Below are 23,431 nucleotides of genomic sequence, written 5' to 3' on the forward strand. Positions count from 1 at the left end.
CGAAAGCGTTCGGGTCTGACAGTTTGCCGGGTCGGTAGTCCGGACGGGGCACCGAAGGGGCTATTTTCGGCCGACTCATACCGCCGGCCGTGATACAGGAGTACGACGCGCTGGTCTACGACCTCGACGGAACGCTGGTCCACCTCGACGTGGACTGGGAGGAAGTCCGCCGCGAGGTCGCCGCGGTCCTGCGCCCCCGCGGGGTCGACGTGGACGGCGCGGACCTGTGGTCGATGCTCGAACTGTCCGAGGAGGCGGGCTACCGGCGGCTGGTCGAGGAGACCATCGCCGAGTTCGAGCGCGAGGGCGCGCGCACGTCGCGCCGACTCCCACTCTCGAAGACTGTCCCGGCCGAGCGGCCGGTCGGCGTCTGCTCGCTGAACTCGGAGTCGGCCTGTCGGATCGCACTGGAGACCTACGGACTCGACGGGAGCGTCGACGTGATCGTGGGCCGAGACTCCGTGGCGACCGAGAAGCCCGATCCGGAACCCCTTCTGACGACCGTGGAGGGACTGGGTGCCTCCCCCGAGTCGACGCTGTTCGTCGGTGACTCGGAGCGCGACGAGGAGACTGCCCGGCGGGCGGGGACGGACTACGTGTACGTCCGGGAGTTCGCCGTGGAGTAGTCAGGTCTGCTCGCGCCGGGCGTAGAGGAAGACGGCGATAGCCGTGCAGAACCAGACGACCGCACCGACCCTGACGGCGAAGTTCGCGCGGGCCGCCCACGTCTGGAGTTCGACGACGACCGCGAGCATCGCGACCAGCGGCGCGCCGACGACGATGGTCGTGACGAAAGTGACCTGCATCACCCAGCCGTAGTCGACCCCGTCGGGGTCGGTCGTCTCGGCCGGTTCGCGGTCGATCGGTGCCACACAAACCGCTGGGACCGGTCCGAATATGCCTCTGTCGGTCCGGGCGTATCGGACACGTTTAGGTCCCGGCCGACCGACTCCGTGATATGCGAGCGAAGGACATCCGCGCGAAGGCCGGCGAGGAGCCGATCACGATGCTGACCGCCTACGACGCCCCGACGGCCGAACTGGTCGACGAGGTCGGCGTCGACATCGCCCTCGTGGGCGACTCCATCGGGAATCTTCGACTGGGCTACGAGTCGACGCTCCCGGTCACCATGGCAGAGATCGAGAGCGCCACGGCCGCCGTCGCGCGCGTCACCGAGGACGCCATGGTGCTGGCCGACATGCCCTTCCTCTCGTTCGGCGCCGACGAGGACGAGGCCGTCGAGAACTGCGGCCGGATGCTCAAGGAGGCCGACGCCGACGGGGTGAAACTCGAATGCGGCCCCCACACCGTCGAGTTGACCCGCCGACTCACCCAGATCGGGGTCCCCGTGCAGGCCCACCTCGGACTGACGCCCCAGCGCGAGAACGAGACCGGCCTGTTCCGGCAGGGGACCGACGAGGAGGCGGCCCGGCGAATCGTCGACCTGGCCGAGCGCCACGAGGACGCCGGCGCGTTCTCGCTCGTCCTCGAACACGTCCCGGCCAACGTCGGCGCGGCCGTCACCGAGGCCATCGACATCCCCACCATCGGCATCGGCGCGGGCCCGGACTGTGACGGGCAGGTCCTCACCGTCGACGAAGTGATCGGCCTGAGCGAGGGCGTGGCCCCCTTCTCGAAGGCCTTCGGCGACGTGCGCGGCGAGATGCGTGAGGCCATCGCGGGATACAAGAACGCCGTCGAATCCGGCGAGTTCCCGGCCGAGGAGCACAGCCACTACGAGGACGACGTCGACGATCTGTACTGAGTCCCACCGCGGACCGGAACAGAGGCCTCACGCGGCGGTCGACCTCCGGGGTTCATTCGACCCATTCGGTCACGTGCGGGGAACTCGCGATGAGTCCGTCGACGCCGCGTCGTTGGAGCGCCCAGGCACCGGGCCTGGAGTCGACGGTCCAGGCGTTGACCCCGAGTCCCGCGTCGTGAGCGGCGCCGACGACGCCGGTCAGCAGGCACTGCCACGCGTTCGGGTGGACGTACCCACAATCGAGCTCCCGCGCGACCGTGAGGTCGTCGTTCGGTGTCAGTCCGAGGACGTAAGCCAGATCCACGTCCGCACGCCTTTCGGGGTGGACGCCACGGAGTGCCTCGGGGTCGAACGACGAGACGATGACCTCGTGTGGCGTCGATTCGGCCATCGAGAGGGCCTGCTCGGTGATATCGGACTCTTTGAGTTCCAGATTGACGCCCACGTCGGCGGGGATCGAGTCGAGAACGGCGGCGAGAGTCTGGATCCCTTCGCCGCCGTGGGCGTCGAGCGCGGCGAGTTCCGACGCGGTCAATTCGTCCACATGGTCGACACCGTCGAGGCCGATGTCCACGAGCGCGTCGTGCGCGACGACGAGTTCGCCCGACGCACACCGGTGGATGTCGAGTTCGATCATGTCCGCGTGTGGAACCGCCCCTTCCACGGCTGCGACCGTGTTCGCCGAGTACTGCTCGTCGAAGCCGCGATGGGCAACGAGCCGCATTGACCCAGTATCCCCCGTCGAGCGGCAAATTTGTTCCGGCCGAGTCGTCGGCCATCAGTCGGTGCGTGTACTCGCAACTGTTGGGTCCTCAGCGGACCCGATCCGTCAGGAACGCGTCCAGTCCCTCGTTGAACGCCTCGGAATTCTCAAGCATCGCCATGTGACTCGTGCCGGGTACCTCGGCGTACTCGGCATCGGGGAGATTCTCGACGAGGTACTCCGAGAAGGTCGGCGGGGTCAGCGAGTCGTTGTCGCCGACGATACAGAGCGCCGGCACTGTGATCTCGTCCAGTCGGTCGCGCACGTCGAAGGTGTCACAGGTCGAGAGGTCCCGGGTTAACATCCGGATACCGACCTCCCGCATGAGGTCGTCGGTGGGTCCCGCGGCCGGGTGGTCGGTGTCCTCGAAGAGGACGTTCGCCGACCGCATGAACTGGAGGATGGGTTCGACGTCGTCGCCCAGCAGCGCGCCAACGTCCTCGCCGATGCCGAGTTTCGCGCCCGTGCCCGCGAGGACGACCGCCTCGGGGTCGTAGGCGTCTTCGAGGACGAGCGTCTGGACGACCGCCCCGCCCAGCGAGTGGCCCACGATCACGTCGGCGTCGACCTCGCGGGCCACCGCCGCCACGTCCTCGACGTACGCGGCCATGGTCTCGGGACCGGCCTCCGTGTCGACGTCCTCGGACTCGCCGTGACCGCTGAGATCGAGTGTCGCGGCGGTGTAGCCCTCTCGACCGGTCTGTTCGCGCCACACGTCGTGGCGTTGCCCGCTCCCGTGCACGAACAGGACGACCGGTCCGTCCGCGCCCAACTCGTCGACCCAGTACGCCGTCTCGCGACCGTCGTGTGTCACCGTCGCCATGCCGACCCTTGGCTCGACAGCGATTTAAAGCCCGACGGGACTCCCTGATCGACGTCTGCCCTGAACCGCAAGACACCCGTTCAGAAGCTACCCCGCCGCCCTTTGCCGGTTTGTCGGCGACAGATTTATATACTATAGGAGCTAACTTAGAGTTAGTATGAATGACCAAGAGCAGTTCAGAGCGGAGGAGGGTCCCGTCGGTCGGCGCGAGTACGACGACGGTGCGGTCGTGTTCGTGGCGGACGTCGGAGTCGGTCGGGACGCCAGCGTCGATCTGGTCGGTGACACCGCGATCGTCGTCGCCGACGACGAGCAGTACGAGTTCGACGTCGAAGAGGGCGAGAACGCGCAAGCGTTTATGAAAAATGGCGTCCTCACTGTCGAGGTGAACGCATGAGACTCACCGTCAAGCCCCTGAAGCAGAAGGACGCGGGTCGCGGCCTGGCCGCCATCGACCGCGCGGCCATGTCCGAGATGGGCGTCGAGAACGGCGACTACATCGTCATCGAGGGTCAGAACAGCGGCCGCGCAGTCGCTCGCGTCTGGCCCGGCTACCCCGAGGACGAGGGTCAGGACGTCGTGCGGATCGACGGCCAGCTCCGCCAGGAAGCCAACGTCGGCATCGACGACACCGTCGAAGTCGAAGACGCCGACGTCCAGCCCGCGACCTCGATCACGGTCGCGCTCCCCCAGAACCTCCGGGTTCGGGGCAACGTCGGACCCCACATCCGAAACAAGCTCTCCGGACAGGCCGTCACGACCGGGCAGACGGTCCCGTTCTCGCTCGGCCTCGGCCCCCTCTCGTCGATGTCCGGCCAGAAGATCCCGCTGAAGATCGCCGAGACTGACCCCTCTGGAACCGTGGTCGTCACCGACTCGACGGACATCCAGGTGAGCGAGAAGCCCGCCGAGCAGATCGTCGGCGAGCGCGGCGGCGGCGCGGCCAGCCAGGAGACCCCGAACGTCACCTACGAGGACATCGGCGGCCTCGACGACGAACTCGAACAGGTCCGGGAGATGATCGAACTCCCGATGCGCCACCCCGAGCTGTTCCAGCAGCTCGGCATCGAGCCGCCGAAAGGCGTCCTCCTGCACGGCCCGCCGGGCACGGGGAAGACCCTGATGGCCAAGGCAGTCGCCAACGAGATCGACGCCTACTTCACGAACATCTCGGGCCCCGAGATCATGTCGAAGTACTACGGGGAGAGCGAGGAGCAACTCCGTGAGGTGTTCGAGGAGGCAGAAGAGAACGCCCCGGCCATCGTCTTCATCGACGAGATCGACTCCATCGCGCCCAAGCGCGGCGAGACCTCCGGCGACGTGGAGCGCCGGGTCGTCGCCCAGTTGCTCTCGCTGATGGACGGCCTCGACGAGCGCAACGAAGTGGTCGTCATCGGCGCGACCAACCGGGTCGACAGCATCGACCCCGCGTTGCGCCGAGGCGGCCGCTTCGACCGCGAGATCGAGATCGGCGTCCCGGACAAGGACGGCCGCAAGGAGATCCTGCAGGTCCACACCCGCGGGATGCCCCTGGCCGACGGGATCGACCTCGATCAGTACGCCGAGAACACCCACGGGTTCGTCGGCGCGGATCTGGAATCGCTGACCAAGGAGTCGGCGATGAACGCGCTCCGGCGCATCCGCCCCGAACTCGACCTGGAGAGTGAGGAGATCGACGCGGAGGTCCTCGAACGGTTGCAGGTCTCCGAAGCCGACTTCAAGGACGCGCTGAAGGGGATCGAACCCTCCGCGCTCCGTGAAGTGTTCGTCGAGGTCCCCGACACCACGTGGGACGACGTGGGCGGTCTCGACGACACCAAAGAGCGGCTCCGGGAGACCATCCAGTGGCCTCTGGAGTACCCCGAGGTGTTCGACACGATGGACATGCAGGCCGCCAAGGGCGTCCTCATGTACGGCCCGCCGGGCACGGGGAAGACGCTGCTCGCGAAGGCCGTCGCCAACGAGGCCCAGTCGAACTTCATCTCGGTCAAGGGCCCCGAACTGCTGAACAAGTTCGTGGGCGAGTCCGAGAAGGGCGTCCGCGAGATCTTCGAGAAGGCACGGGCGAACGCACCGACCGTGATCTTCTTCGACGAGATCGACTCGATCGCGGGCGAGCGCGGCGGGCAGGCGACCGACTCCGGCGTCGGCGAGCGCGTCGTCTCCCAGCTGCTGACCGAACTCGACGGCATCGAGGCCCTCGAAGACGTGGTCGTGATCGCCACCTCGAACCGGCCGGACCTGATCGACTCGGCGCTCCTGCGCCCCGGTCGGCTGGACCGCCACGTCCACGTCCCCGTCCCCGACGAGGACGGCCGCCGGAAGATCCTCGAGGTCCACACCCGGAACAAGCCCCTGGCCGACGACGTGGATCTGGACGCGCTGGCCCGCAAGACCGAGGGTTACGTCGGTGCCGACATCGAGGCGCTGACCCGCGAGGCCTCCATGGCCGCCTCCCGGGAGTTCATCAACAGCGTCTCCCCCGAAGAGGTCGGTGAGAGCGTGGGCAACGTCCGCGTGACGATGGACCACTTCGAGCACGCGCTCGATCAGGTCGGTGCCAGCGTCGACGAGGAGACCCGCGAGCGCTACGACGAGATCGAAGATCGCTTCGACACGGCCGAACCCGCGGTCGAGGAAGAGACGGTCAGCCGGACCTTCCAATAGGACCCCACTTTTTACGTCGGGGGGTCGCCGCCGGCGACCCCCGAAGCAAAAACTTGGGGAAAAAGCCCCGAGCGCCTCCGGCGCTCGCGGTGTTCCCGCGAGTGACCTTGGGGAACGAGCGGGTGCTCGTCAGAGCTTCGCTCTGACGGTGAACCGCGCCTCGCTGCGCTCGGCGCGGATGCTTGTATCGGTGCGTGTCTTCTGTATCCGTATTCTCGGTCAAATCCTTATGCTGTCGGGGAATGGGATCGCATGGACGACCCGACGCCGCCCGTCCCCGATCGGTTCGACCATATGCACTGGGTCGTACGAGTAGTGTTGCTCGTCCTCAGCGTCGGAATCGTGATATTCTGGCTCGCAGTCGCCCTCACGCTGCTCGCATTCCGGGAACCGGTCACCGGCCGATGAGATCGCACTCCAGCTTCGGATACTCAAGCGTGTCTTTGACCCATCACTAACGGTTTCAGTGACGCCCGTGAGAACCCGCCATGAACAGACGCGCGTTCCTCGGACTCGCAGGCAGTGCCGGCGCGGTCGCGACGGCGGGGTGTAGCGCGCCGGGGAAGGCAGAGACGCTCTCGGATCCCACAGTAAGGGGCGAATCCAGTCACCGGAAGCATCTCAGTTTCACCGCGGATGGCGAAGAGATCGCGAAAGTCGGCGTCGACGGCCGGGTCGACGACGGCGTGATCGAACTGCCCTTCGAGATCTGGCACCGGGAGGGAACCACCGTGGACGCGATCACGCTCCGGGTGTGGATGCCGCCGCGGGACGCGGCCGCCGAGGTCGCGGTGGTCTCGCCGGTCTCCGGCGACAGCTCGCCGCCGCCCGAACTCACGCTCTCGGTTCCGGACCGGAAGCAGGGCCAGCGCATCGAGATCACGGATCTGGACGATCTGGCCGACGAGACCATCAGCACGCTAGAGTTGCTCGTCAGGCCGGGGGCCGATAACGGATCGGAGCTGTTCGTCGACGCGACGGTGGACCTCGGAACCGGCGACTGGTTGGAGAGTGATTACACGCTCGGCGGGCGACTCGATCTGTCCTTTCGCGAACTGCAAACCGGGTAGCTGATCATTCGATTCTGCGCCGCCACCCATGAGCTGACGCGCATCGGTTAAACGCGCCGGCAGGTGCAGGCAGCGGCGCTAACCCCTGGAGTGTCCTTCCCCCGGACGGAACCGATTGCCGTACCGCCGGCCACTCCGCCGTCGACCGGGTGGCTGCGAGGAACCCAGCGAGGACAGTTCAATGGCGATACGATCACAGGATACCGGACACGAACGGGAGAACGGTCGATCGCAGGACGACGAGACGACGGGGACGGTACCGCTTTCGGACAGAGTGACACGCGGTGCGTCGGGGGTGATCGGCCTCGCGCTCCTCGTCCGCGGCCTCCGGCGGCGCTCGGCGCGCGGAATCGCGATGGCGCTCGCCGGCGGCTGGTTGCTATCCCGTGCGTTGCCGAAGCGATATCGCTCGCGGAGCGAGGGTGATTCCGGCGGCGACACGATGGCCGTCAGCCGCTCCATCACGATCGGGAAGTCGGCCGACGACCTCTACGAGGCCTGGCGCGACCCGACTGTGTTCTCGGAGGTGATGGGCCACTTCGCCGAGGTCACTCCCTCGAACGAGGACCGGTTTCACTGGACCGTCAAGGGGCCGCTCGGCCGGATGGTCTCCTGGGAGACGAAGGTCGTGGAGTCCGACCCCGGCGAGATCGTCCGCTGGGAGACGCCGGCAAAGGCGATACTCTCGAACGCGGGCGAGGTTCGCTTCCGCGAGGCGACCGGCGACCGGGGGACCGACGTGACGCTCACGCTCCGGTTCGATCCGCCGGGTGGCCCGCTCGGCGACGCGGCGCTGCGGCGACTCGGTCTCGTCCCCAGGGAACTCGCCGGCGTGGCGCTATCCCGGTTCAAGAGCCTCGTCGAGAGCGGGTCGATCCCGACGCTCCAGGGGAACCCGTCCGGCCGAGGACGAGGTGATCGACTGTGACGGAGGTGTGGCGATGAGAGCGCTCACCTGGCACGGCAAGCAGGACGTTCGGATCGAAGACGTCCCCCGGCCCGAGATCGTCAACCCGACGGACGCGATAATCGAGGTCACGGCGACCGCGATCTGTGGCTCCGACCTCCACCTCTATCACGGCCGCGTGCCGTCGATGCGGGAGGGCGACGTGCTCGGCCACGAGCCGATGGGCGAGGTGATCGAGGTCGGCGAGGAGGTCGAGACGCTCGAAGTGGGGGATCGGGTCGTCGTCCCGTTCACGATCAGCTGTGGGGAGTGCTGGTTCTGCGAGAACGACCTCTACTCACTCTGTGACAACTCCAACCCCAACGCCGAGATCGCCCGCGAGGTCATGGGCCACTCGCCGGCCGGCCTGTTCGGCTACTCCCACATGCTCGGGGGGTACGCCGGCGGGCAGGCGGAGTACCTCCGGGTCCCCTATGCCGACGTAGGACCGATCGAGGTCGAGTCGGATCTCTCCGACGAGCAGCTCCTCTTCCTCTCGGATATCTTCCCGACGGGCTACATGGCCGCCGAGAACGCCGACATCGACCCCGCCGACACGGTGGCGGTCTGGGGCTGTGGGCCGGTCGGCCAGTTCGCCATCCAGAGCGCTCAACTGCTCGGTGCGGATCGGGTGATCGCCATCGACCGGTTCCCCGAACGGCTGGCGATGGCCCGCGAACACGGCGACGCCGTGACCATCGACTACTCCGAGGAGGACGTCTACCACCGGCTGATGGAGTTGACCGGGAACCGCGGACCGGACAGCTGTATCGACGCGGTCGGAACCGACGCCCACGGCACCGGCCTCCTCGACGCCTCCGACCGGGTGAAACGCTCGGTGAAACTGGAGGACGACCGGCCATACGTCCTCCGGGAGGCGATCCGGTGCTGTCGGAAGGGCGGGACCCTCTCGGTCCCCGGCGTCTACGTCGGCCGGATGGACAACTTCCCCTTTGGCCCGCTGATGAACAAGGGACTGACGGTGAAGACCGGCCAGACCCACGTCCAGCGCTACCTCGAACCGCTGCTGGAGACGATCGAAGATGGGGAGATCGACCCCTCCTTCGTCGTCACCCACGAGGCCGACCTCGGAAAGGGGCCGGAACTCTACGAGACGTTCAACGACAAAGCGGACGATTGTATCAAGGTCGTGTTGACGCCGTAGCGAATTACGGTTCAGAAACCGCCACAGCGCCTGCTTTCCCCCGGTCGATCACTCGTAGGTGTATCGATCCAGTCGGGCCACGGTGTAGCGGTAACAGCCGAGACCGGCCAGCGCGAGCAGGGACGACCAGGCGAGGAAGGCGACGGCCCGGACCAGCCGGGCCGATCCACCGGCGAACATCGGCAGGTCGACGACGACGGGGGCGAAGACGGCGGCGAGGCCGACGAGGGCGACGACGGTCGTCGAGAAGGAGTGGCCCAGCAGCGCGACCGTCGTCGGTGTAGGGGCCTCGACGCCGCCGAACGCGCGAACGGCCTCGAAGCGTGGCGCGAACGCGCCCAGCCCCAGCGCCAGCAGACAGCTAAAGCCCGTGAGGACGAGGGTGAACCCCAGCACGTACACGAGACTCACCGGATCGATGACGCCGTACCACCCGGTCAGGGAGACGACCAGCAGCGTCGGCGGGAGCCACAGCAGGGCCCCGGCGAGGATGCGTGCGCGAACGAGCGTCCGGCCGGGCGAGGGCGTGGTGAGGACGGCGGGGAGCATCGAGCCCTCGTCGCCCAGCGGGTTCAGCCCGAAGGTCCCGCCGGCGAGGAACGCGCCGAGGACGGCGACGAACACGGGGAGGATTGGCGACCGGGGGTTCGAGACGGCCAGTTGTCCGATGGGGAAGGCCATGAACAGGAAGTACGTCAGGTGAACGAACCGGGCGGGCGCGCGGACGCCGCGGACCCACTGCCACCAGACGAGTCGCGTGACCCGCCGGCCGGCGAGGGCGTTCGGCATCGCCGCCCGGGAGAGGCGCGCTCGCACGCTTCCCTCGTCGGACACGGGGGGATCGGCGTACCAGATCGCGGGGGCGAGGTACCAGGTGGCCGCCAGCAAGCACGGGATCGCTCCCAGAACGATACCGGCAGCGATCAGCGACGGCGTGCCGACGGTCACGGCCACCGGCGACGCGGCGAGCAACAGATCGGCGTAGGGGCCGACCGGGACGGCCCCGAGCGGCGCGAGCGATTCCAGTAATCTGCTGGGGTCAGTCGGAGCCAGCACGTTCACACCGACGACGATCGCCCCGGCGACGAGGAGACTCGCCCACGCGCCAGAGGGGTTCGACCAGCCCACCCGTCGGTACCCGAGCCGGACGAGGTAGCCGAGGACGAACCCGCCGGTCAGCCCGAGCGCCAGCAGCGGCAGGACGCCGACGGCGGCGACTGGGAGCAAAAGCGGTGTCCCAGCTCCCAGTGCGAAGGCCGTAATCGCAGCCACGATGGGACCCCCGAACACGGCGACGACGCGGACGTACTCCGCCAGGACGAGGCCGGTGACGATCGCCCGTGGTCGGACGGTCGTCAACAGCAGGTCGGCGTGGTCGGCGTCACCGGCGCGTTCGAGCGCCCGGAGGGAGAACACGACGGCGAGCGACCCGACCCAGGCGACGACCTGTGGGCGCGCGAGTTCGACGACCGGCAGGTCCGTCCCGTTCCGGAACCGCACCCCGAGCGCGTACCCGCCCGACAGGAGCGATGACAGGACCGGCGAGAACAGCACGAGCAACAGCGCGATCCCCACGAGCTGTCGGCGACTGACGAGGATCGCCCGGACGCTCCGGCGGACCTCGACTTCGGCGATCCGGACGCCGTGTTGCAGGTCCGTCACCAGTCGGCCCGCCATCTCAGTCCTCCAGGGCGGCCTCGCCCGGGTGGCCCAGTTCGGCTGTCAGATCGAGGAACGCGTCCTCCAGTCCCCGTTCGGCCCCGGTCTCGGCGCGGTGCTGTAGTTCGGTCGGCGTCCCCTCGGCGACGAGTCGCCCCTCGTTGAGGACGCCTACGCGGTCGGCCAGTTCCTCCACGACCGGGAGGACGTGCGTCGAGAGAAAGACCGTCCGCCCCTGGTCGGCCAACTCGGCGAGCAGATCCCTGACCGTGCGGGCGGCCCGCGGGTCGAGTCCGCTGGTCGGTTCGTCCAGAAAGAGCACGTCGGGGTCGCCCAGTACTGTGCCCGCCAGCGCGGTCTTCTGGCGCATCCCCTTCGAGTAGGTGCGGATCGGGGCGTCGGCGTCCCCGAGCAGGCCGACCCGCTCCAGCAGCGGGTCGATCCGGTCGCGTTCGGCGTCACCGAGGTCGCGCAGATCCGCGAGATAGGAGAGCTGTTCGCGGGCAGTCAACTCGTCGTACACCGGCGGTTGCTCGGGCAGATAGCCCACGTGCTCGACGACCGCGTCCCGGTCGGCGACGTGGTCGCCCTCGATCCAGGCGTCGCCGCTACTGGGGGCGGTCAGCGTCGTCAGGATCCGCATGGTCGTGGTCTTGCCCGCGCCGTTCGGGCCGAGAAACCCGTAGACGGTTCCCTGTGGGATCGAGAGGTCGAGGTTCGACAGGGCCGTCACGTCACCGTAGGCCTTGGTCAACGCCTCCGTCTCGATGGCGGCGGGCATCGCCCTGAACTGACTGCCTCCAGCGGTATCAATCGTCCGGAGACACACCGATCCGGGACGGTCCGGCGGCCGGCGACACCGCCTACCGATCGAGCGGTTCCGCGGCGTCCCGTTCGACCAGCGGCTCGGCGTTGGCGGCCGGGAGCGTCACCACGTCGTCGCTGGCCAGGTCGTAAGCCCGCTCGTCCACGCCGAGAATCTCGCCCACGTCGCGGGTGATCCGGACCGTCCGGCGGTCGACGCCCGACGCGTCGTCGCCATTCGCCCCCGTCGCCCCGCCGTCCGAACGCGGGTCCGGTCCCCCGTCCGTAGCGCCCGCGGTTTCGGGCCGCGACGCCGAACTCGCTGACTCGTCGCCGCTCCGTCCGATGGCGTCGCCGGGTTCGTCGCCCCCGTTCCCGGCCACCGATTCGGGTGCTGCGTAGTCGGGGTCGGGCTCCGCCCCCTCCGGAGGCGCTTCCCGTGGCGGGACTGGACGGTCCGAATCCTCGCCGCTGTCGCTAGCGGCCGATTCGCCTTCGGGTTTCCCGGCCGTCGGTGCGTCCTCCCCGCTTCCCATCAGATCCGCGGCGTCGACGCCGGTGGACTGGCCCGGTTCTCCGGTCGGATCAGGCGCATCGGTGCTCGACGGATCGGGCGCGGTCGAATCGGCGTCCGAGCCGACAGCGTCCGGCGTCGCGGCCGACGTGTCGACGGCGTCGGGATCCTCGCCGTCGAGGACGGCGAACACCCGATCGCGGTTGGTCTCGATGGACGCGACCATCTCCTCGAACAGTTCGCGTTCCTCGGCGGTCAGACCCTCGTCCTCGGTGGGCATGTCCGCCGCGGCGAAGGAGGCCATCTTGACGAGTTTGCCCACGCGGCGCTCGTAGATCGCCTCGACGGTCTGCTCGGCCGTGTTGATGTTGTTGGTGATCCGGTTGACCTCCGGATCGTCGAAGGGGTCGTCGGCCTGCTCGGCCGCCCGGTCGCGCTCCGCACGCAGGTTCTGGATCAACTCGCCCGCGTCCGCGTAGAAGGTGTCCCGCAGCTGCTGGAGGCTGTCGCTCTGGCGCTCGCGGTCCCGGACAGACTGGAGTTCGTCGAGGTTCATGCTATTCCGGCCCCTTCTCGGCGCGTCCCCGGGCCATGAGGAACACGCCGACGTGCTCTGGGACGGAATGCTCTCCCTCCGAGAGTGTAAAACTATCGCCCAGGAGTTCGACCGCCCCGCCCTCCGTCACTTCCACGGAAATCTCGTGGCCGACGAAGGTCTCGGGCACCGCGTCGACCAGCGGATCGAAGTCGTCCAGGGCGTCGCGGTCGATCCGTCTGACCGCCAGCCCGCTCCCGCCGTGGAGCGTCCCGGGCAGGCGAATCAGCCGGTTCGTGTCCGTCGTCACCGGCTCGTCGATGGGCGCGTCGTCTTCTCCTACGACCGACGAGGCGATCCGCTCCGCGAAGTTCTTGACGACGGGGTGGGCCGAGAGGTTGCCGCGCTCGATCTCAACGAACCGATCCTGTGCAATCGTCCAGGCCGCGCGGGCCTTCTTCTCGCCCACGCCGTCGTACTCCTGTAAGCGCTCGACGGCGGCCGCTTCCTCCATGGCCCGGATCTCCTCGAACTCCGCGAGGAGGCGCTCGTGGATCCGGCGCCCCCACCCGCCGTCCGTGGGGAGGTACTCGTTGTGTGCCGGGCTCTTCCGGCCCACGTCGCCGCCGACTGCCTCCGCGTCGATCACGGCGTCGAACTCCATGCCGATCCCGCGAACGTAGTCGACGATCTCCCGTCGCGCGTCGCTCTCCAGTTCCTGGATGCCCGGATCGCGGACGTGGACGTGGTAGCCCCGGCCGCCCGAGAACGCGATCGTCAGGTCATCGAAGCCGAAGTCGTCTTCGAGGAAATCCAGCAGGCGACGGAGGGCGTCCTTGCACTTCGCCAGCATCTCGGCGTAGGAGTCCTCGCCGAGCGTCACCGAGGGGAGGTGGTCGGCGTCGAGATCGAAGACGAGATCGGAGGAGCGCCAGTTCTTCTCGCTCATCGACCCGGCGCTGGGGGCCTCGTAGCGGCCGGCCGAGAAGTAGACGTGTCGCGGGCGCTCGCGTTCGAGGAAGGATTCGATGTCCCCGAGATCGAGCAGGGATTTGTGCCGGACCATCGTCGTCCCCGGCCCCGAGGTCCAGGGGATGTAGCCCCACTCGCGCTCGTTGGCGTCCGGCGGCGGCGTGATGTCGGCGCGGCGGTAGTAGTCGCCGAACCGCCCACGCAGATACGCCTGCGTTCGCTCCTCCATACTATCCAGTCCGTTGCGGGGAGCAGTGCAAAAGGGTTTCTACAGCGTCACGCGCGAGCGTCGCCCGCTCCGTGTACTCGTCCGATGACGACGCCGTAATTATTCCAGTGGCATCAGGCGATTTCGCATCGAGCCGCCACACTCCGGACAGCTACCGGGATTGTCTGTCGCGACGATCACGTTCCCGCACTCGAAACATTCGTACGGCGTCTCTTCGCTCGACGTGGATTCTGTATCTCGCATGGTTGGGGGGATGGTGCCGGTTCGAAGGGCCGGCCACTGTAAGGTGGTAATAAGTGTATAAGGGAGTATGTGATTGTTCGATAGCAAACGCTGGTACGCTTCCAGGGTTAGTTATTGAACCGTTGCTGTGGCGCGGCCACGGAGAGGTTGTCGTCGTCGAACAGTGCGGCGAACAGTTTCCGCTGAACGGTTCGGGAGTGCTGGTAGAACGCTGGTGGGGAGATATCGAGCGCTGCGGCGACGTCTTCGCCGGTACTCTCGCGGGGGGACTCGAAGAAGCCGCTGTAGTAGGCCGTCTGGACGACTTCGAGTTGGCGTTCGGTCACGTCGTCGAGGAACTTCGCGTAGAAGTCGTACTCGCCGGCGTGGTCGAGCGTCTGTTTCGCCCGGAGTTCGACCTCGGAGAACAGGTCTCGAACGAGTCCGGCGACGTTCTGGACCTCGACGCTCTCCGGGACGTCGACCACGAGCGTCGTCCCCGTCGGTTCGGCGACCACCTCACGACAGACGGCGCCGTGATCGGCCAGATCCAGCGCGAAGAACGGGCGAGCCAGACCGAGTCGGAGGATGCCGCCGTTCTCGTTCGTGCTGATCCGCTGGACGTCGTCGACGGCGGCCAGTTCCGTCGCGGCCGACTCGACGGCAGCCGGGTCGGCTCCCTCGACGGTCACGAACACGTGACTCCCCTCGGCGGACTGCCGGAGGCCGCCCTCGTAGGAGAGCGTACACCCGGTCTCGCGTGCGAGGCGTGACATGACGAACGAGGGGTCCTCGACGGCGAACTCGACTCGCGTGACGGCGGTCGTCAGCAGGGCGTTCTTGCGCTCGATCGCACTCAGTGCGGCCGCGATGGTCTCGCCGAGTTCCTCCAGCACCGCACGCGCTGTCTCGTCGAACGCGTCCTGCGTCTCGGCGTAGACCGTCAACACCCCGTGTGAGAGGTCGTTGTAGACCAGCGGGATGCTCAGCACGGAGAGGTAATCGCGGGTCAGTGCGTCCTTGCGCCACGCCTCCTCGCGGAGGCCGCTGGCGACGTTCGAGACGTTCGTCACCGATCCCGTCGCCGCGGTTCGCTCCGCGGGTTCCGTGCCCGCGCCGGACGCGTCGAAGGTCCGTCCGTCGAGGTAGCCCCGGCCGTCGCCCGCCCGGGCCTGTGGGTCGAGCGTCCCGTCGGCCGGATCGGTCGTCCCGATCCAGGCGAGACCGTAGCGGTCGTCGACGAGCCGTTCACAGACGGCGTGGTAGATCTCCTCGCGGGTCTCCGCCCGGACGACGGCGCGATCGATCTCCCGGATCGTCTCGTTGATCCGGTTCAGTCTGGTGAGTTGCTCGTTCTGTCGCTGGAGCGTGCGGTCCTGCTCGCGGAGCTTCGACTCCCGTCTGACGCGGTCGAGCGCGGCCTCGGCGGTCGCGGCGAGCAGATCGGCCAGTTCGCGAGTGATCTCGTCGACAGCGCCGACCGTCTCCGAACCGGCCACGAACACACCGTGATCGCCCAGCGGGACGTAGATCGCACTCCGGAGATCGGTCGCCCGGTTGTCCAACCGGTCGGACTCGTGGACGTCGTCGAACCACAGCGGCTCGTTTTCGAGGAAACAGTGGCTCGGCAGCGTCGTCCCGTCGGCGTGCACGGTCGGGAGCGGCCCGTTGAGTGACTCCATCCGTCCCGAGTACGCCGCTGGTTCGAGGTGGTTCGCCTCGGCGTCGAACAGATATACCGCGCTCGCGTCCAGATCGAGCACGTTCGGCGCGTCGTCGACGATACCCTGTGCGATCTCCCGGTGGGTCTCGGCGTACAGGAGATCACGCGCCGTCTCCTGGAGCGTCGTCAGGGCAGCCTCGCGCTGCTTGCGCTTCGTGATGTCCCGACAGCTGTAGAGCAAGCTTCCGTCCTGAATATCGACCTCGCGGACGTTGACCAGGAGCGTGTGCTCACGGCCGGCGCTGTCCGTCGCGGTACACTCGATGTTTTTCAGGACGCCCTCGCGTTCGAGGGCCTCCCTGTCGAAGAGGTCCTCGCCGAGCAGTTCGTCGATCGATCCCATCTCGTGGATCTCCTCGGCCGTGTAGCCGAAGATGAAGTGGACGTTCGGGCAGACGTAGGTGTACTCACCCGCCTCGTCCGTGATGAGGATCGTGTCGGTCATGTTGTTGAGGGTGACTCGATGGAGTTCCTCGGACGCCCGGAGATCGCGTTCGAGGTCGACGCGCTCGGTCACGTCGACGCCTTCCGCGACGATCGAGACGATCTCCCCCCGATCGTTCGTGACCGGCCGAACCGAGAGGTCGACGACCCGCGATTCGTCACCGGCCGCCGACCGCACCACGACGGCGTTTCCGTAGCGGCCGTCCAGTGCCGTCTCGACGATCCGGCGCACGTCCTCGGCTGTACCGTCGCTCTCCGGCCACCACGGGAGCGTCCAGAACGGCCGGCCGACGAGCCGGTCCGTGTCCGTGTCGATCAGCTCCCGGGCCGTCCGGTTGGCCCGCACGAGCGATCCGTCGGGATCGAGCACCCACGTCGCCGTCCGCGCGTCGTCGAAGATGGCGTCGAACTGTCTGGCCCGGTCACGCTGGGTCGCCCTTCGTCCCGCAGCCAGCACCGCTCGCTCCGTTCGCTCCAGAAACGTCTCGCCCACCGACGCCGTCCGGTCCGGAACCGCCACGTAGTCCGTGACACCGGCACCGATCGCCTCGCTCGCCACCGACTCGCTTCCCGATTGCGCGCCCAGCACGACGGGGAGCCGCTCCCGCTCCTGATCGATGTCCCGGAGCAGGTCGATCCCCGTCTCGTTTGGGAGTTCGTACGCAACGACGACGCAGTCGGGCGGCGCGTCGCGAATCCGGTCGAGCGCCGCGGCCTTCGTGGCGACGGTCCCGATGGTGGCCCCGGTCCGGTCCGCGAAGGTCTCGACGACTCGCTCGAGCCACGCCGCCTCCCCGACGAACAGAATCGATGCCGAATCGATCCCTCCTGTCGTGTTCATCGAACGATCCCGATAGGCTGTCTGTCGACAAAAGACGTTTGTTATTCAACCCCCCTGATCGACGGATTCCACCGGCGAAGATGGTTAGCATTCATACACAAAGAACCGACATAAATTCCAGATCCCAATTTATTTCGCGCTATTTATAACCGCGGTGTGGGTAATATCGCCAATCGCATGTCCGACGAAGTAAACCCGTTCTCGTCGTTACAGAGGCAGGTCGAAGAGGCTGTACAGTACGTCGACGTGACAGAGGGGATGCTCCAGCGGCTCAAGAGCCCCGAGCGCGTTCTGGAGACGAACCTCACCGTCGAGATGGACGACGGGTCCACCGAGGTGTTCACCGCCTACCGGTCGCAATTCAACGGCGACCGCGGACCCTACAAGGGCGGCATCCGGTACCACCCGGACGTCAACCGGGAGGAGGTCAAGGCGCTGTCGGGCTGGATGGCGTACAAGACCGCCGTCGCCGGCGTGCCCCTCGGGGGTGCCAAAGGCGGCATCGTGATCGACCCCAGCGAGTACTCCGAGTCCGAACTCGAACGGGTCACGCGGTCGTTCGCGACGGAACTGCGCCCGCTCATCGGCGTCGATCAGGACATCCCCGCGCCGGACGTCAACACCGGCCAGCGGGAGATGAACTGGATCAAAGACACCTACGAGACCCTCGAAAACACCACGGAACCCGGCGTCATCACCGGCAAAGCCATCGAGAACGGCGGGAGCGAGGGTCGTGTCGAGGCGACCGGGCGCTCGACCGTCCTGGCCGCCCGCGAGGCGTTCGACTACCGCGACGAAGACATCGCGGACGCCACGGTCGCCGTCCAGGGCTACGGCAACGCGGGCTGGATCACGGCGAAACTCGTCGAGGAACTGGGCGCCACCGTCGTCGCCGTCTCGGACTCCAGCGGCGGGATCTACGACGCGGCGGGGCTGGACCCGGTCGCCGTCAAAGAGCACAAGCGCAACACCGGCAGCGTCGTGGGCTATCAGGGGGCCGACGACGAGATCAGCAACGATGAACTGCTCACGCTCGACGTCGATCTGCTGGTGCCAGCGGCGCTCGGGAACGTGATCGACGCGGACCTCGCGGGCGACGTCGAGGCCGACGTCATCTCCGAGGCGGCGAACGGGCCGATCACGCCGGACGCCGACGACGTGCTCGAGGGGAAAGACGTGATCGTGATCCCCGACATCCTCGCGAACGCGGGCGGGGTCACCGTCTCCTATTTCGAGTGGGTCCAGAACCGCCAGCGGTTCCACTGGTCCGAGGAACGCGTCAACGACGAACTCGAGAGCATCATCGTCGACCAGTTCTGGAACCTCGTCGACGCGTACGAGAGCCACGACCTCCCCTCCTTCCGTGTCGCCGCCTACGTCATCGCTCTCCAGCGGATCGACGACGCGGCCGAGGAGTTCGGTCCCTGGCCCTGACGGTCACAATCGAACGGACCGGGTTCCGCTCCCGGTAAAACCTGCTCACCCGAGCAACTTCTGCAGTCGTTCCGTGATCCCGCCGCCGGTGCCGAGTTTCAGGTAGTAGGCGTCGCCGCCGTCCTCGTAGTAGTTGTCGATGCGGCGTTTGACCTCGAAGCCGAGGTGGCGGTAGAAGCCGATGGCTGGTTCGTTGGTGGTGCGGGCGTGGCAGGTGACCGAGGAGTGGGCGTCGGCGACGCGGGCGACGAGGCGTTCGCCGAAGCCTTCCCCGCGGTAGCGGTCGGCGACGGCCAGAAACAGGATGTACCCGTCGCGGCGGACGGCGGCGAATCCGATCAGTCGCTCGGTGTCGACGGGGCCGCGCTCCAGGAAGAGATAGACCGTCGACCGTCGGTAGGCGTCCCGGAAGAAGCCGCGACGCTGGCGGAGGACTCCTTCCTCCTGTCGGATGGATTCTTTCAGCGCCCAGGCGTCGTCCACGTAGGCGTCCTCCCCGGCGTCCACCACCCGGCTCTCGACTGTGGCGCTCACTAGCCCCGTGTAACGGGTAGACCACTATAATTCCACCGGCAGCGACCGGAGACGAGCGCCTCCTCGGACCTCGGGCCGGAACCGTTTTTCGACACAACGTCGTTTTCGGGGATATGGCGCTGCCCCAAGAGGCGGACCGGATCGAGCGGATGTCACCGCGTCAGCGACTTCGGAGCGCGTTCCTCACCGGGTTCGCGATGACCATCCCGCTCATCGTGACGCTGCTCGTCGTCGGGTTCGCAGTGAACATCCTCACCAACACCGTGAATCCGCTGGTCGGTCTCGTCGACGCGACGTTCGGCACCGGCCAGTTGCCCGATATCGTGACCGAGGCGCTCCTCATCACCGCCGCCCTCGTGTTTATCCTCGCGATCGGGATCGTCGCCGAGCAGAACCCCACCGGCGGCTCCGTCGAGGAGACTGTCAATCAGGTTATCTTCCGGATCCCCGGCGTCGGTTCGCTGTACCGGAGTTTCGACGAGATGAGCGAACTCCTGATGAACAGCGACACCGAGAGTTTTCAAGAGGTGAAACTCGTCGAGTTCCCCGACCGGGACTCCTACGCGGTCGCGTTCGTCACCGCGGACACGCCCGACGCCATCGAGACCGCGACCGAACACGACGGGATGACGACGCTGTACCTGCCGATGGCCCCTAATCCCGTGATGGGCGGGCACGTCATCCACGTCCCGAACGACCGCGTGTTCGACGTGGACATGAGCGTCGAGCAGGGCGTCCAGTCCATCGTGACCAGCGGCGTCGCAGTCGAGGACATGGACGCCCCGTCGGCAGACGGGACCGAAGCGACCGCGGAGGGCCAGTGATGGGCTACGAACTCCGGAACCACACCGCCGACGTGGCCGTCGATGCGACCGGCGAAACGCTCGGCGGCGTCTTCGCCGCCGTCGCCGACGGCCTCGCCGCCGCGATGTGTGACGAGATTCCTGAGGGGGACGACGAGCGGTTCGCTCTCGACGTGCGGGCCGAGAACCGGGAGGCCCTGCTGTTCGACTATCTGGACGAGTTGATCTACGAACGCGACGTGCGGGGCGTCCTGCCTGTCGACCACGAGGCGTCGGTGTCCGAAGTCGGCAACGCCGGCGCTGGCGGCGACGGCGAGGCGGAGTGGGTCTGTGAGGCCACGGCGCGTGGCGTCCCACTCTCGGCGGTCGACGCCCGCGACGTGAAGGCTGTCACCTACTCCGAGATGGTCCTCGAAGAGACGGCCGACGGCTGGCACGCCTACGTCGTCTTCGACGTGTAAGTCCGCCGGCACCAGTCGAAATATATTCCGCCGTCGGCGTCGCAGGTTCGGGTATGACCACCTACGACGCCGACGGCATCACGCTCGAAAAGGTACGGGACTACGTCTGGGAGATTCCACAGGAAGGCGGGATGAACGTGCCCGCCCGGGTGCTCGCAAGCGAGGCACTCCTCGAAGAGATCCAGCAGGACAAGACCCTCCAGCAACTGAAGAACTCGGCGCACCTCCCGGGCGTGCGCAAACACGCCATCTGCATGCCCGACGGCCACCAGGGCTACGGCTTCCCCGTCGGCGGCGTCGCCGGCATCGACGTCGAGGACGGCTGTATCTCGCCCGGAGCGATCGGCTACGACATCAACTGCGGCGTCCGGATGATGCGGACGAACCTGACCTACGACGACCTGCAGGGCCGCGAGGAGGAACTCGTCGAGACCCTGTTCAGCAACATTCCGTCGGGGCTCGGCGGCGGCGGCGTGGTCCAGACCGACGGCGACGGGATCGAGGCGATTCTCGAACGCGGGATGGACTGGGCGCTCGAAGAGGGCTGGGCGGTCGAGGACGATCTGGCCCACTGCGAGGACGAGGGCCACAGACCGGAGGCGAACGCCGCGAAAGTCTCGAAGAAGGCCAAAGACCGGGGCGCGAATCAGGTCGGGTCGCTCGGATCGGGCAACCACTTCCTCGAAGTCCAGCGCGTGACCGACGTGTTCCGCGAGGACGTGGGCGAGGCCTTCGGCCTGCAGGAGGACCAGATCGTCGTCCTGATCCACTGTGGCTCGCGCGGGCTGGGCCACCAGATCTGTACGGACTACCTCCGCGACATCGAGCAGGCCCATCAGGGATTGTTGAACCAGTTGCCGGACAAGGAACTCGCGGCCGCGCCGGCCGGTTCGCAACTGGCCGAAGACTACTACGAGGCGATGTGTGCCGCGATCAACTTCGCGTGGGTGAACCGCCAGCTCATCATGCACCGCACGCGGCAGGTGTTCGAGCGCGTCTTCGACCGCGACTGGCAGGCCATGGAGATGGACCTGCTGTACGACGTGGCCCACAACATCGGCAAGAAGGAGGTCCACACCGTCGAGGACGGTGAGGAGCGCGAGCTGTTCGTCCACCGGAAGGGAGCGACGCGGGCCTTCCCCGCCGGTCGGCCCGAGGTCCCCGCCGCGTACGCGGACGTGGGCCAGCCGATCATCATCCCCGGGAGCATGGGCGCTGGTAGCTACGTCCTCCGGGGCGGCGAGCAGTCCCTCGAGGAGACGTTCGGCTCGACGGCCCACGGTGCGGGCCGGCTGATGAGCCGCACGCAGGCGAAAAACGAGTACTGGGGCGAGGACGTGCGCGACGACCTCCGCGAACAGAACGAGATCTACGTCAAGGCCCAGTCCGGCGCGACCATCGCCGAGGAAGCGCCCGGCGTCTACAAGGACGTGGACGAGGTCGTCCGGGTCTCGGACGCGCTGGGCATCGGGGACAAGGTCGCCCGGACGTACCCGGTCTGTAACATCAAGGGGTAGTCACGGTCAGTGTCGGACTTCGGTGGCGTTCGATACCGTCTCGACACCGGTCACGTCGAAACGGGTTCCGCCCCCTTCGGCGTCGGTGACTCTGACGGACCAGCCGTGGGCCTCGGCGATGCTCTCGACGATGGCCAGGCCGAGGCCGGTCCCCGTGCTAGCCGTCGTGTAGCCGATCTCGAAGACCTGGTCTTTCTCGCCCGGGGGGATACCGGGGCCGTCGTCTTCGACGTAGAAGCCGTCGGGTTCGTCACCGACCCAGACGGTCACGTCGTCGTCGCCGTGTTCCACCGCGTTCCGGAAGAGATTCTCGAACAGTCGGCGGAGGCGACCGGGATCAGCGACGACGGTCTCGTCCGTCCGGACGCACAGCGAGAACCCCGCTTCGTCGACGGATTCGGCACAGCGGTCCAGAAGCGGCGCGAGCGTGACCGGTTCGGTCTCCTCTACGAACTGCCCGTCGCGGGCGAGTCCGAGCAGGTCGTCGATCATCTCCTCCATCCTGTCGAGGGTCCCCCGTGCCACCTCGAAGTGTTCCGGGTCGCCGGTTTCGGCGGCCAGTTCGAGCCGCCCAGAGAGGACGTTGATCGGGTTGCGCAGGTCGTGTGAGACGACGCTGGCGAACTGTTCGAGGCGCTCGTTCTGTCGTTCGAGTTTGCGTTCGCGCTCCTTCCGGCCAGTTACGTCCCGCACGTTGACCACGAACCCTTCGATCGTCGGGTTGTGGAACTGGTTGTTGCCGACGGCTTCGAGCCAGCGCCAGGAGCCGTCCGCGTGTCTGAATTTGAACTCCGCGGAGTGGGTCTGGTCGGGGTTGGTGACCGCTTCGACGAACTCCCCCCAGACGGCGTCGGCGTGGTCCTCGTCCATCAGATCGAAGGCGTTCCGCCCCTCCAGATCGTCGGGATCGTAGCCCATGTGTCGCTTCCAGGCCTGACTGACGTACTGGAACGCGCCCCGCTCGTCGACGACGGCGATCAGATCCGTCGACTGTTCGAGGAAGGCCCGGTATCGTTCGCGCTCGCGTTCGAGGAGGTCCCGCGTCCGGTAGGATTCGACGGCCGTCTCGATTCGGTCGGCGAGGATGTCGAATCCGTCTCTGGTCCCCGATTTCGGCAGGTAGTCCGTCACGCCCCGCGAGAGCGCCCTGCTCGCCAGCGACTCCGATCCCGAGCCGGTGAGCAGGATGAACGGGAGCCGCTCGTCCCGTTCGCGAACGGCGTCGAGAAAGGCCAGTCCGTCCATCCCGGGCATCTCGTAGTCACTGACGATACAGTCGAACGACTCCCCGTCCAGCTTCTCGAGCGCATCCTCGGCTCGCCGCGCCGTCGCTACCGCGAACCGGTCGTCTTCCTGCCGGAGCGCAGCCGATAGCGTCCCACAGTAGTCCCGGTCGTCGTCGACGGCGAGGACGCGGAGGGAGGTTCCCATCGAGTTGGATTGTGTTGGTCCCGATAATTAATCCACGGTAGAAATTCACACCCGCCCCACCCGAAATTATCGATTATAAAAACTAGTTCGGTGGCGTGAGTAAATATCC

Annotated in this window: 23 protein-coding genes; 12 read left to right on the plus strand and 11 right to left on the minus strand. The window is 67.1% G+C overall.

All coding sequences use genetic code 11. The annotated features are described in order from the left end of the window. Positions 1 to 92: 92 nt before the first annotated feature. Positions 93 to 626: an HAD family hydrolase gene (locus BV210_RS01700; RefSeq protein WP_077207930.1), complete on the plus strand. Its 534-nt coding sequence runs from the start codon at positions 93 to 95 to the stop codon at positions 624 to 626. On the opposite strand, the gene BV210_RS01705 is transcribed toward BV210_RS01700, so the two are convergent. Beyond that, entirely contained in the window at positions 627 to 806 is a 180-nt protein-coding gene (locus tag BV210_RS01705; RefSeq protein WP_077207931.1) for a DUF5822 domain-containing protein, read from the minus strand. It abuts the gene before it with no gap. 152 nt (positions 807 to 958) lie between these two features. Between BV210_RS01705 and panB the strand changes: the two genes are divergently transcribed. Further along, positions 959 to 1,765 (plus strand): 3-methyl-2-oxobutanoate hydroxymethyltransferase, encoded by an 807-nt coding sequence (gene panB / locus BV210_RS01710; RefSeq protein WP_077204971.1) that lies wholly within the window; start codon positions 959 to 961, stop codon positions 1,763 to 1,765. 52 nt (positions 1,766 to 1,817) lie between these two features. Here panB and BV210_RS01715 read toward each other — a convergent pair whose 3' ends face one another. Both BV210_RS01715 and BV210_RS01720 read right to left on the minus strand, forming a co-directional pair. Next, a complete protein-coding gene (locus tag BV210_RS01715; RefSeq protein ID WP_077204972.1) occupies positions 1,818 to 2,489 on the minus strand; it encodes a glycerophosphodiester phosphodiesterase in 672 nt (223 codons plus the stop codon). A gap of 88 nt (positions 2,490 to 2,577) precedes the next feature. Then, positions 2,578 to 3,351, minus strand: coding sequence for an alpha/beta fold hydrolase (locus tag BV210_RS01720; RefSeq protein ID WP_077204973.1), 774 nt, complete (start codon positions 3,349 to 3,351; stop codon positions 2,578 to 2,580). A 157-nt stretch (positions 3,352 to 3,508) separates the two neighbouring features. Here BV210_RS01720 and BV210_RS01725 point away from each other — a divergent pair, with 157 nt between their 5' ends. The 6 genes from BV210_RS01725 to BV210_RS01745 all read left to right on the plus strand — a co-directional run bounded on the left by BV210_RS01725 (position 3,509) and on the right by BV210_RS01745 (position 9,199). Next, the gene (locus BV210_RS01725; protein WP_077204974.1) at positions 3,509 to 3,748 is read left to right on the plus strand and encodes a hypothetical protein; all 240 of its coding nucleotides are present in this window, start codon (positions 3,509 to 3,511) and stop codon (positions 3,746 to 3,748) included. After that, positions 3,745 to 6,018, plus strand: coding sequence for a CDC48 family AAA ATPase (locus tag BV210_RS01730; RefSeq protein WP_077204975.1), 2,274 nt, complete (start codon positions 3,745 to 3,747; stop codon positions 6,016 to 6,018). Before BV210_RS01725 ends, BV210_RS01730 begins: the two co-directional genes overlap by 4 nt. 252 nt (positions 6,019 to 6,270) lie before the next feature. Next, positions 6,271 to 6,426 carry a hypothetical protein gene (locus BV210_RS19630; protein ID WP_157525750.1) on the plus strand — a complete coding sequence of 52 codons (156 nt, stop codon included), beginning with the start codon at positions 6,271 to 6,273 and terminating at the stop codon, positions 6,424 to 6,426. Between the two features lie 80 nt (positions 6,427 to 6,506). Further along, positions 6,507 to 7,088, plus strand: coding sequence for a hypothetical protein (locus tag BV210_RS20440; protein ID WP_216640636.1), 582 nt, complete (start codon positions 6,507 to 6,509; stop codon positions 7,086 to 7,088). A gap of 181 nt (positions 7,089 to 7,269) precedes the next feature. After that, on the plus strand, positions 7,270 to 8,016 hold the full coding sequence (locus BV210_RS01740; protein WP_077204976.1) for an SRPBCC family protein: 747 nt from the start codon (positions 7,270 to 7,272) through the stop codon (positions 8,014 to 8,016). Positions 8,017 to 8,029: 13 nt separating this feature from the next. Further along, a complete protein-coding gene (locus BV210_RS01745; RefSeq protein ID WP_077204977.1) occupies positions 8,030 to 9,199 on the plus strand; it encodes a zinc-dependent alcohol dehydrogenase in 1,170 nt (389 codons plus the stop codon). Between the two features lie 48 nt (positions 9,200 to 9,247). Here BV210_RS01745 and BV210_RS01750 read toward each other — a convergent pair whose 3' ends face one another. The 6 genes from BV210_RS01750 to BV210_RS01770 all read right to left on the minus strand — a co-directional run bounded on the left by BV210_RS01750 (position 9,248) and on the right by BV210_RS01770 (position 17,142). After that, complete coding sequence (locus tag BV210_RS01750; protein ID WP_077204978.1) at positions 9,248 to 10,876, minus strand: hypothetical protein; 1,629 nt, start codon at positions 10,874 to 10,876, stop codon at positions 9,248 to 9,250. Between the two features lies 1 nt (position 10,877). Continuing rightward, positions 10,878 to 11,639, minus strand: coding sequence for an ABC transporter ATP-binding protein (locus BV210_RS01755; RefSeq protein ID WP_077204979.1), 762 nt, complete (start codon positions 11,637 to 11,639; stop codon positions 10,878 to 10,880). A gap of 82 nt (positions 11,640 to 11,721) precedes the next feature. Beyond that, positions 11,722 to 12,732, minus strand: coding sequence for a hypothetical protein (locus BV210_RS01760; protein ID WP_077204980.1), 1,011 nt, complete (start codon positions 12,730 to 12,732; stop codon positions 11,722 to 11,724). Position 12,733: 1 nt separating this feature from the next. After that, complete coding sequence (priS, locus tag BV210_RS01765; RefSeq protein WP_077204981.1) at positions 12,734 to 13,912, minus strand: DNA primase small subunit PriS; 1,179 nt, start codon at positions 13,910 to 13,912, stop codon at positions 12,734 to 12,736. A 99-nt stretch (positions 13,913 to 14,011) separates the two neighbouring features. Further along, complete coding sequence (locus BV210_RS19635) at positions 14,012 to 14,155, minus strand: rubrerythrin-like domain-containing protein (RefSeq protein WP_157525752.1); 144 nt, start codon at positions 14,153 to 14,155, stop codon at positions 14,012 to 14,014. Between the two features lie 107 nt (positions 14,156 to 14,262). Then, positions 14,263 to 17,142: a bacterio-opsin activator domain-containing protein gene (locus BV210_RS01770; protein ID WP_077204982.1), complete on the minus strand. Its 2,880-nt coding sequence runs from the start codon at positions 17,140 to 17,142 to the stop codon at positions 14,263 to 14,265. A 177-nt stretch (positions 17,143 to 17,319) separates the two neighbouring features. On the opposite strand from BV210_RS01770, the gene BV210_RS01775 reads away from it, so the two are divergent. Beyond that, on the plus strand, positions 17,320 to 18,576 hold the full coding sequence (locus BV210_RS01775; protein WP_077204983.1) for a Glu/Leu/Phe/Val dehydrogenase: 1,257 nt from the start codon (positions 17,320 to 17,322) through the stop codon (positions 18,574 to 18,576). Positions 18,577 to 18,621: 45 nt separating this feature from the next. Here the strand turns inward: BV210_RS01775 and BV210_RS01780 are convergent, their stop codons facing one another. Next, complete coding sequence (locus BV210_RS01780; RefSeq protein ID WP_077204984.1) at positions 18,622 to 19,110, minus strand: N-acetyltransferase; 489 nt, start codon at positions 19,108 to 19,110, stop codon at positions 18,622 to 18,624. A gap of 113 nt (positions 19,111 to 19,223) precedes the next feature. On the opposite strand from BV210_RS01780, the gene BV210_RS01785 reads away from it, so the two are divergent. The 3 genes from BV210_RS01785 to BV210_RS01795 are packed head-to-tail and all read left to right on the plus strand — an operon-like array spanning position 19,224 to position 21,891. Then, on the plus strand, positions 19,224 to 19,934 hold the full coding sequence (locus tag BV210_RS01785) for a DUF502 domain-containing protein (protein WP_077204985.1): 711 nt from the start codon (positions 19,224 to 19,226) through the stop codon (positions 19,932 to 19,934). Further along, the gene (locus BV210_RS01790; RefSeq protein ID WP_077204986.1) at positions 19,934 to 20,374 is read left to right on the plus strand and encodes an archease; all 441 of its coding nucleotides are present in this window, start codon (positions 19,934 to 19,936) and stop codon (positions 20,372 to 20,374) included. Before BV210_RS01785 ends, BV210_RS01790 begins: the two co-directional genes overlap by 1 nt. 53 nt (positions 20,375 to 20,427) lie before the next feature. After that, a complete protein-coding gene (locus BV210_RS01795) occupies positions 20,428 to 21,891 on the plus strand; it encodes an RtcB family protein (RefSeq protein WP_077204987.1) in 1,464 nt (487 codons plus the stop codon). A gap of 6 nt (positions 21,892 to 21,897) precedes the next feature. Here the strand turns inward: BV210_RS01795 and BV210_RS01800 are convergent, their stop codons facing one another. Then, complete coding sequence (locus BV210_RS01800; protein ID WP_077204988.1) at positions 21,898 to 23,322, minus strand: PAS domain S-box protein; 1,425 nt, start codon at positions 23,320 to 23,322, stop codon at positions 21,898 to 21,900. Positions 23,323 to 23,431: the final 109 nt, after the last annotated feature.

This window comes from Halorientalis sp. IM1011, from assembly GCF_001989615.1.
Classification (GTDB): Archaea; Halobacteriota; Halobacteria; order Halobacteriales; family Haloarculaceae; genus Halorientalis.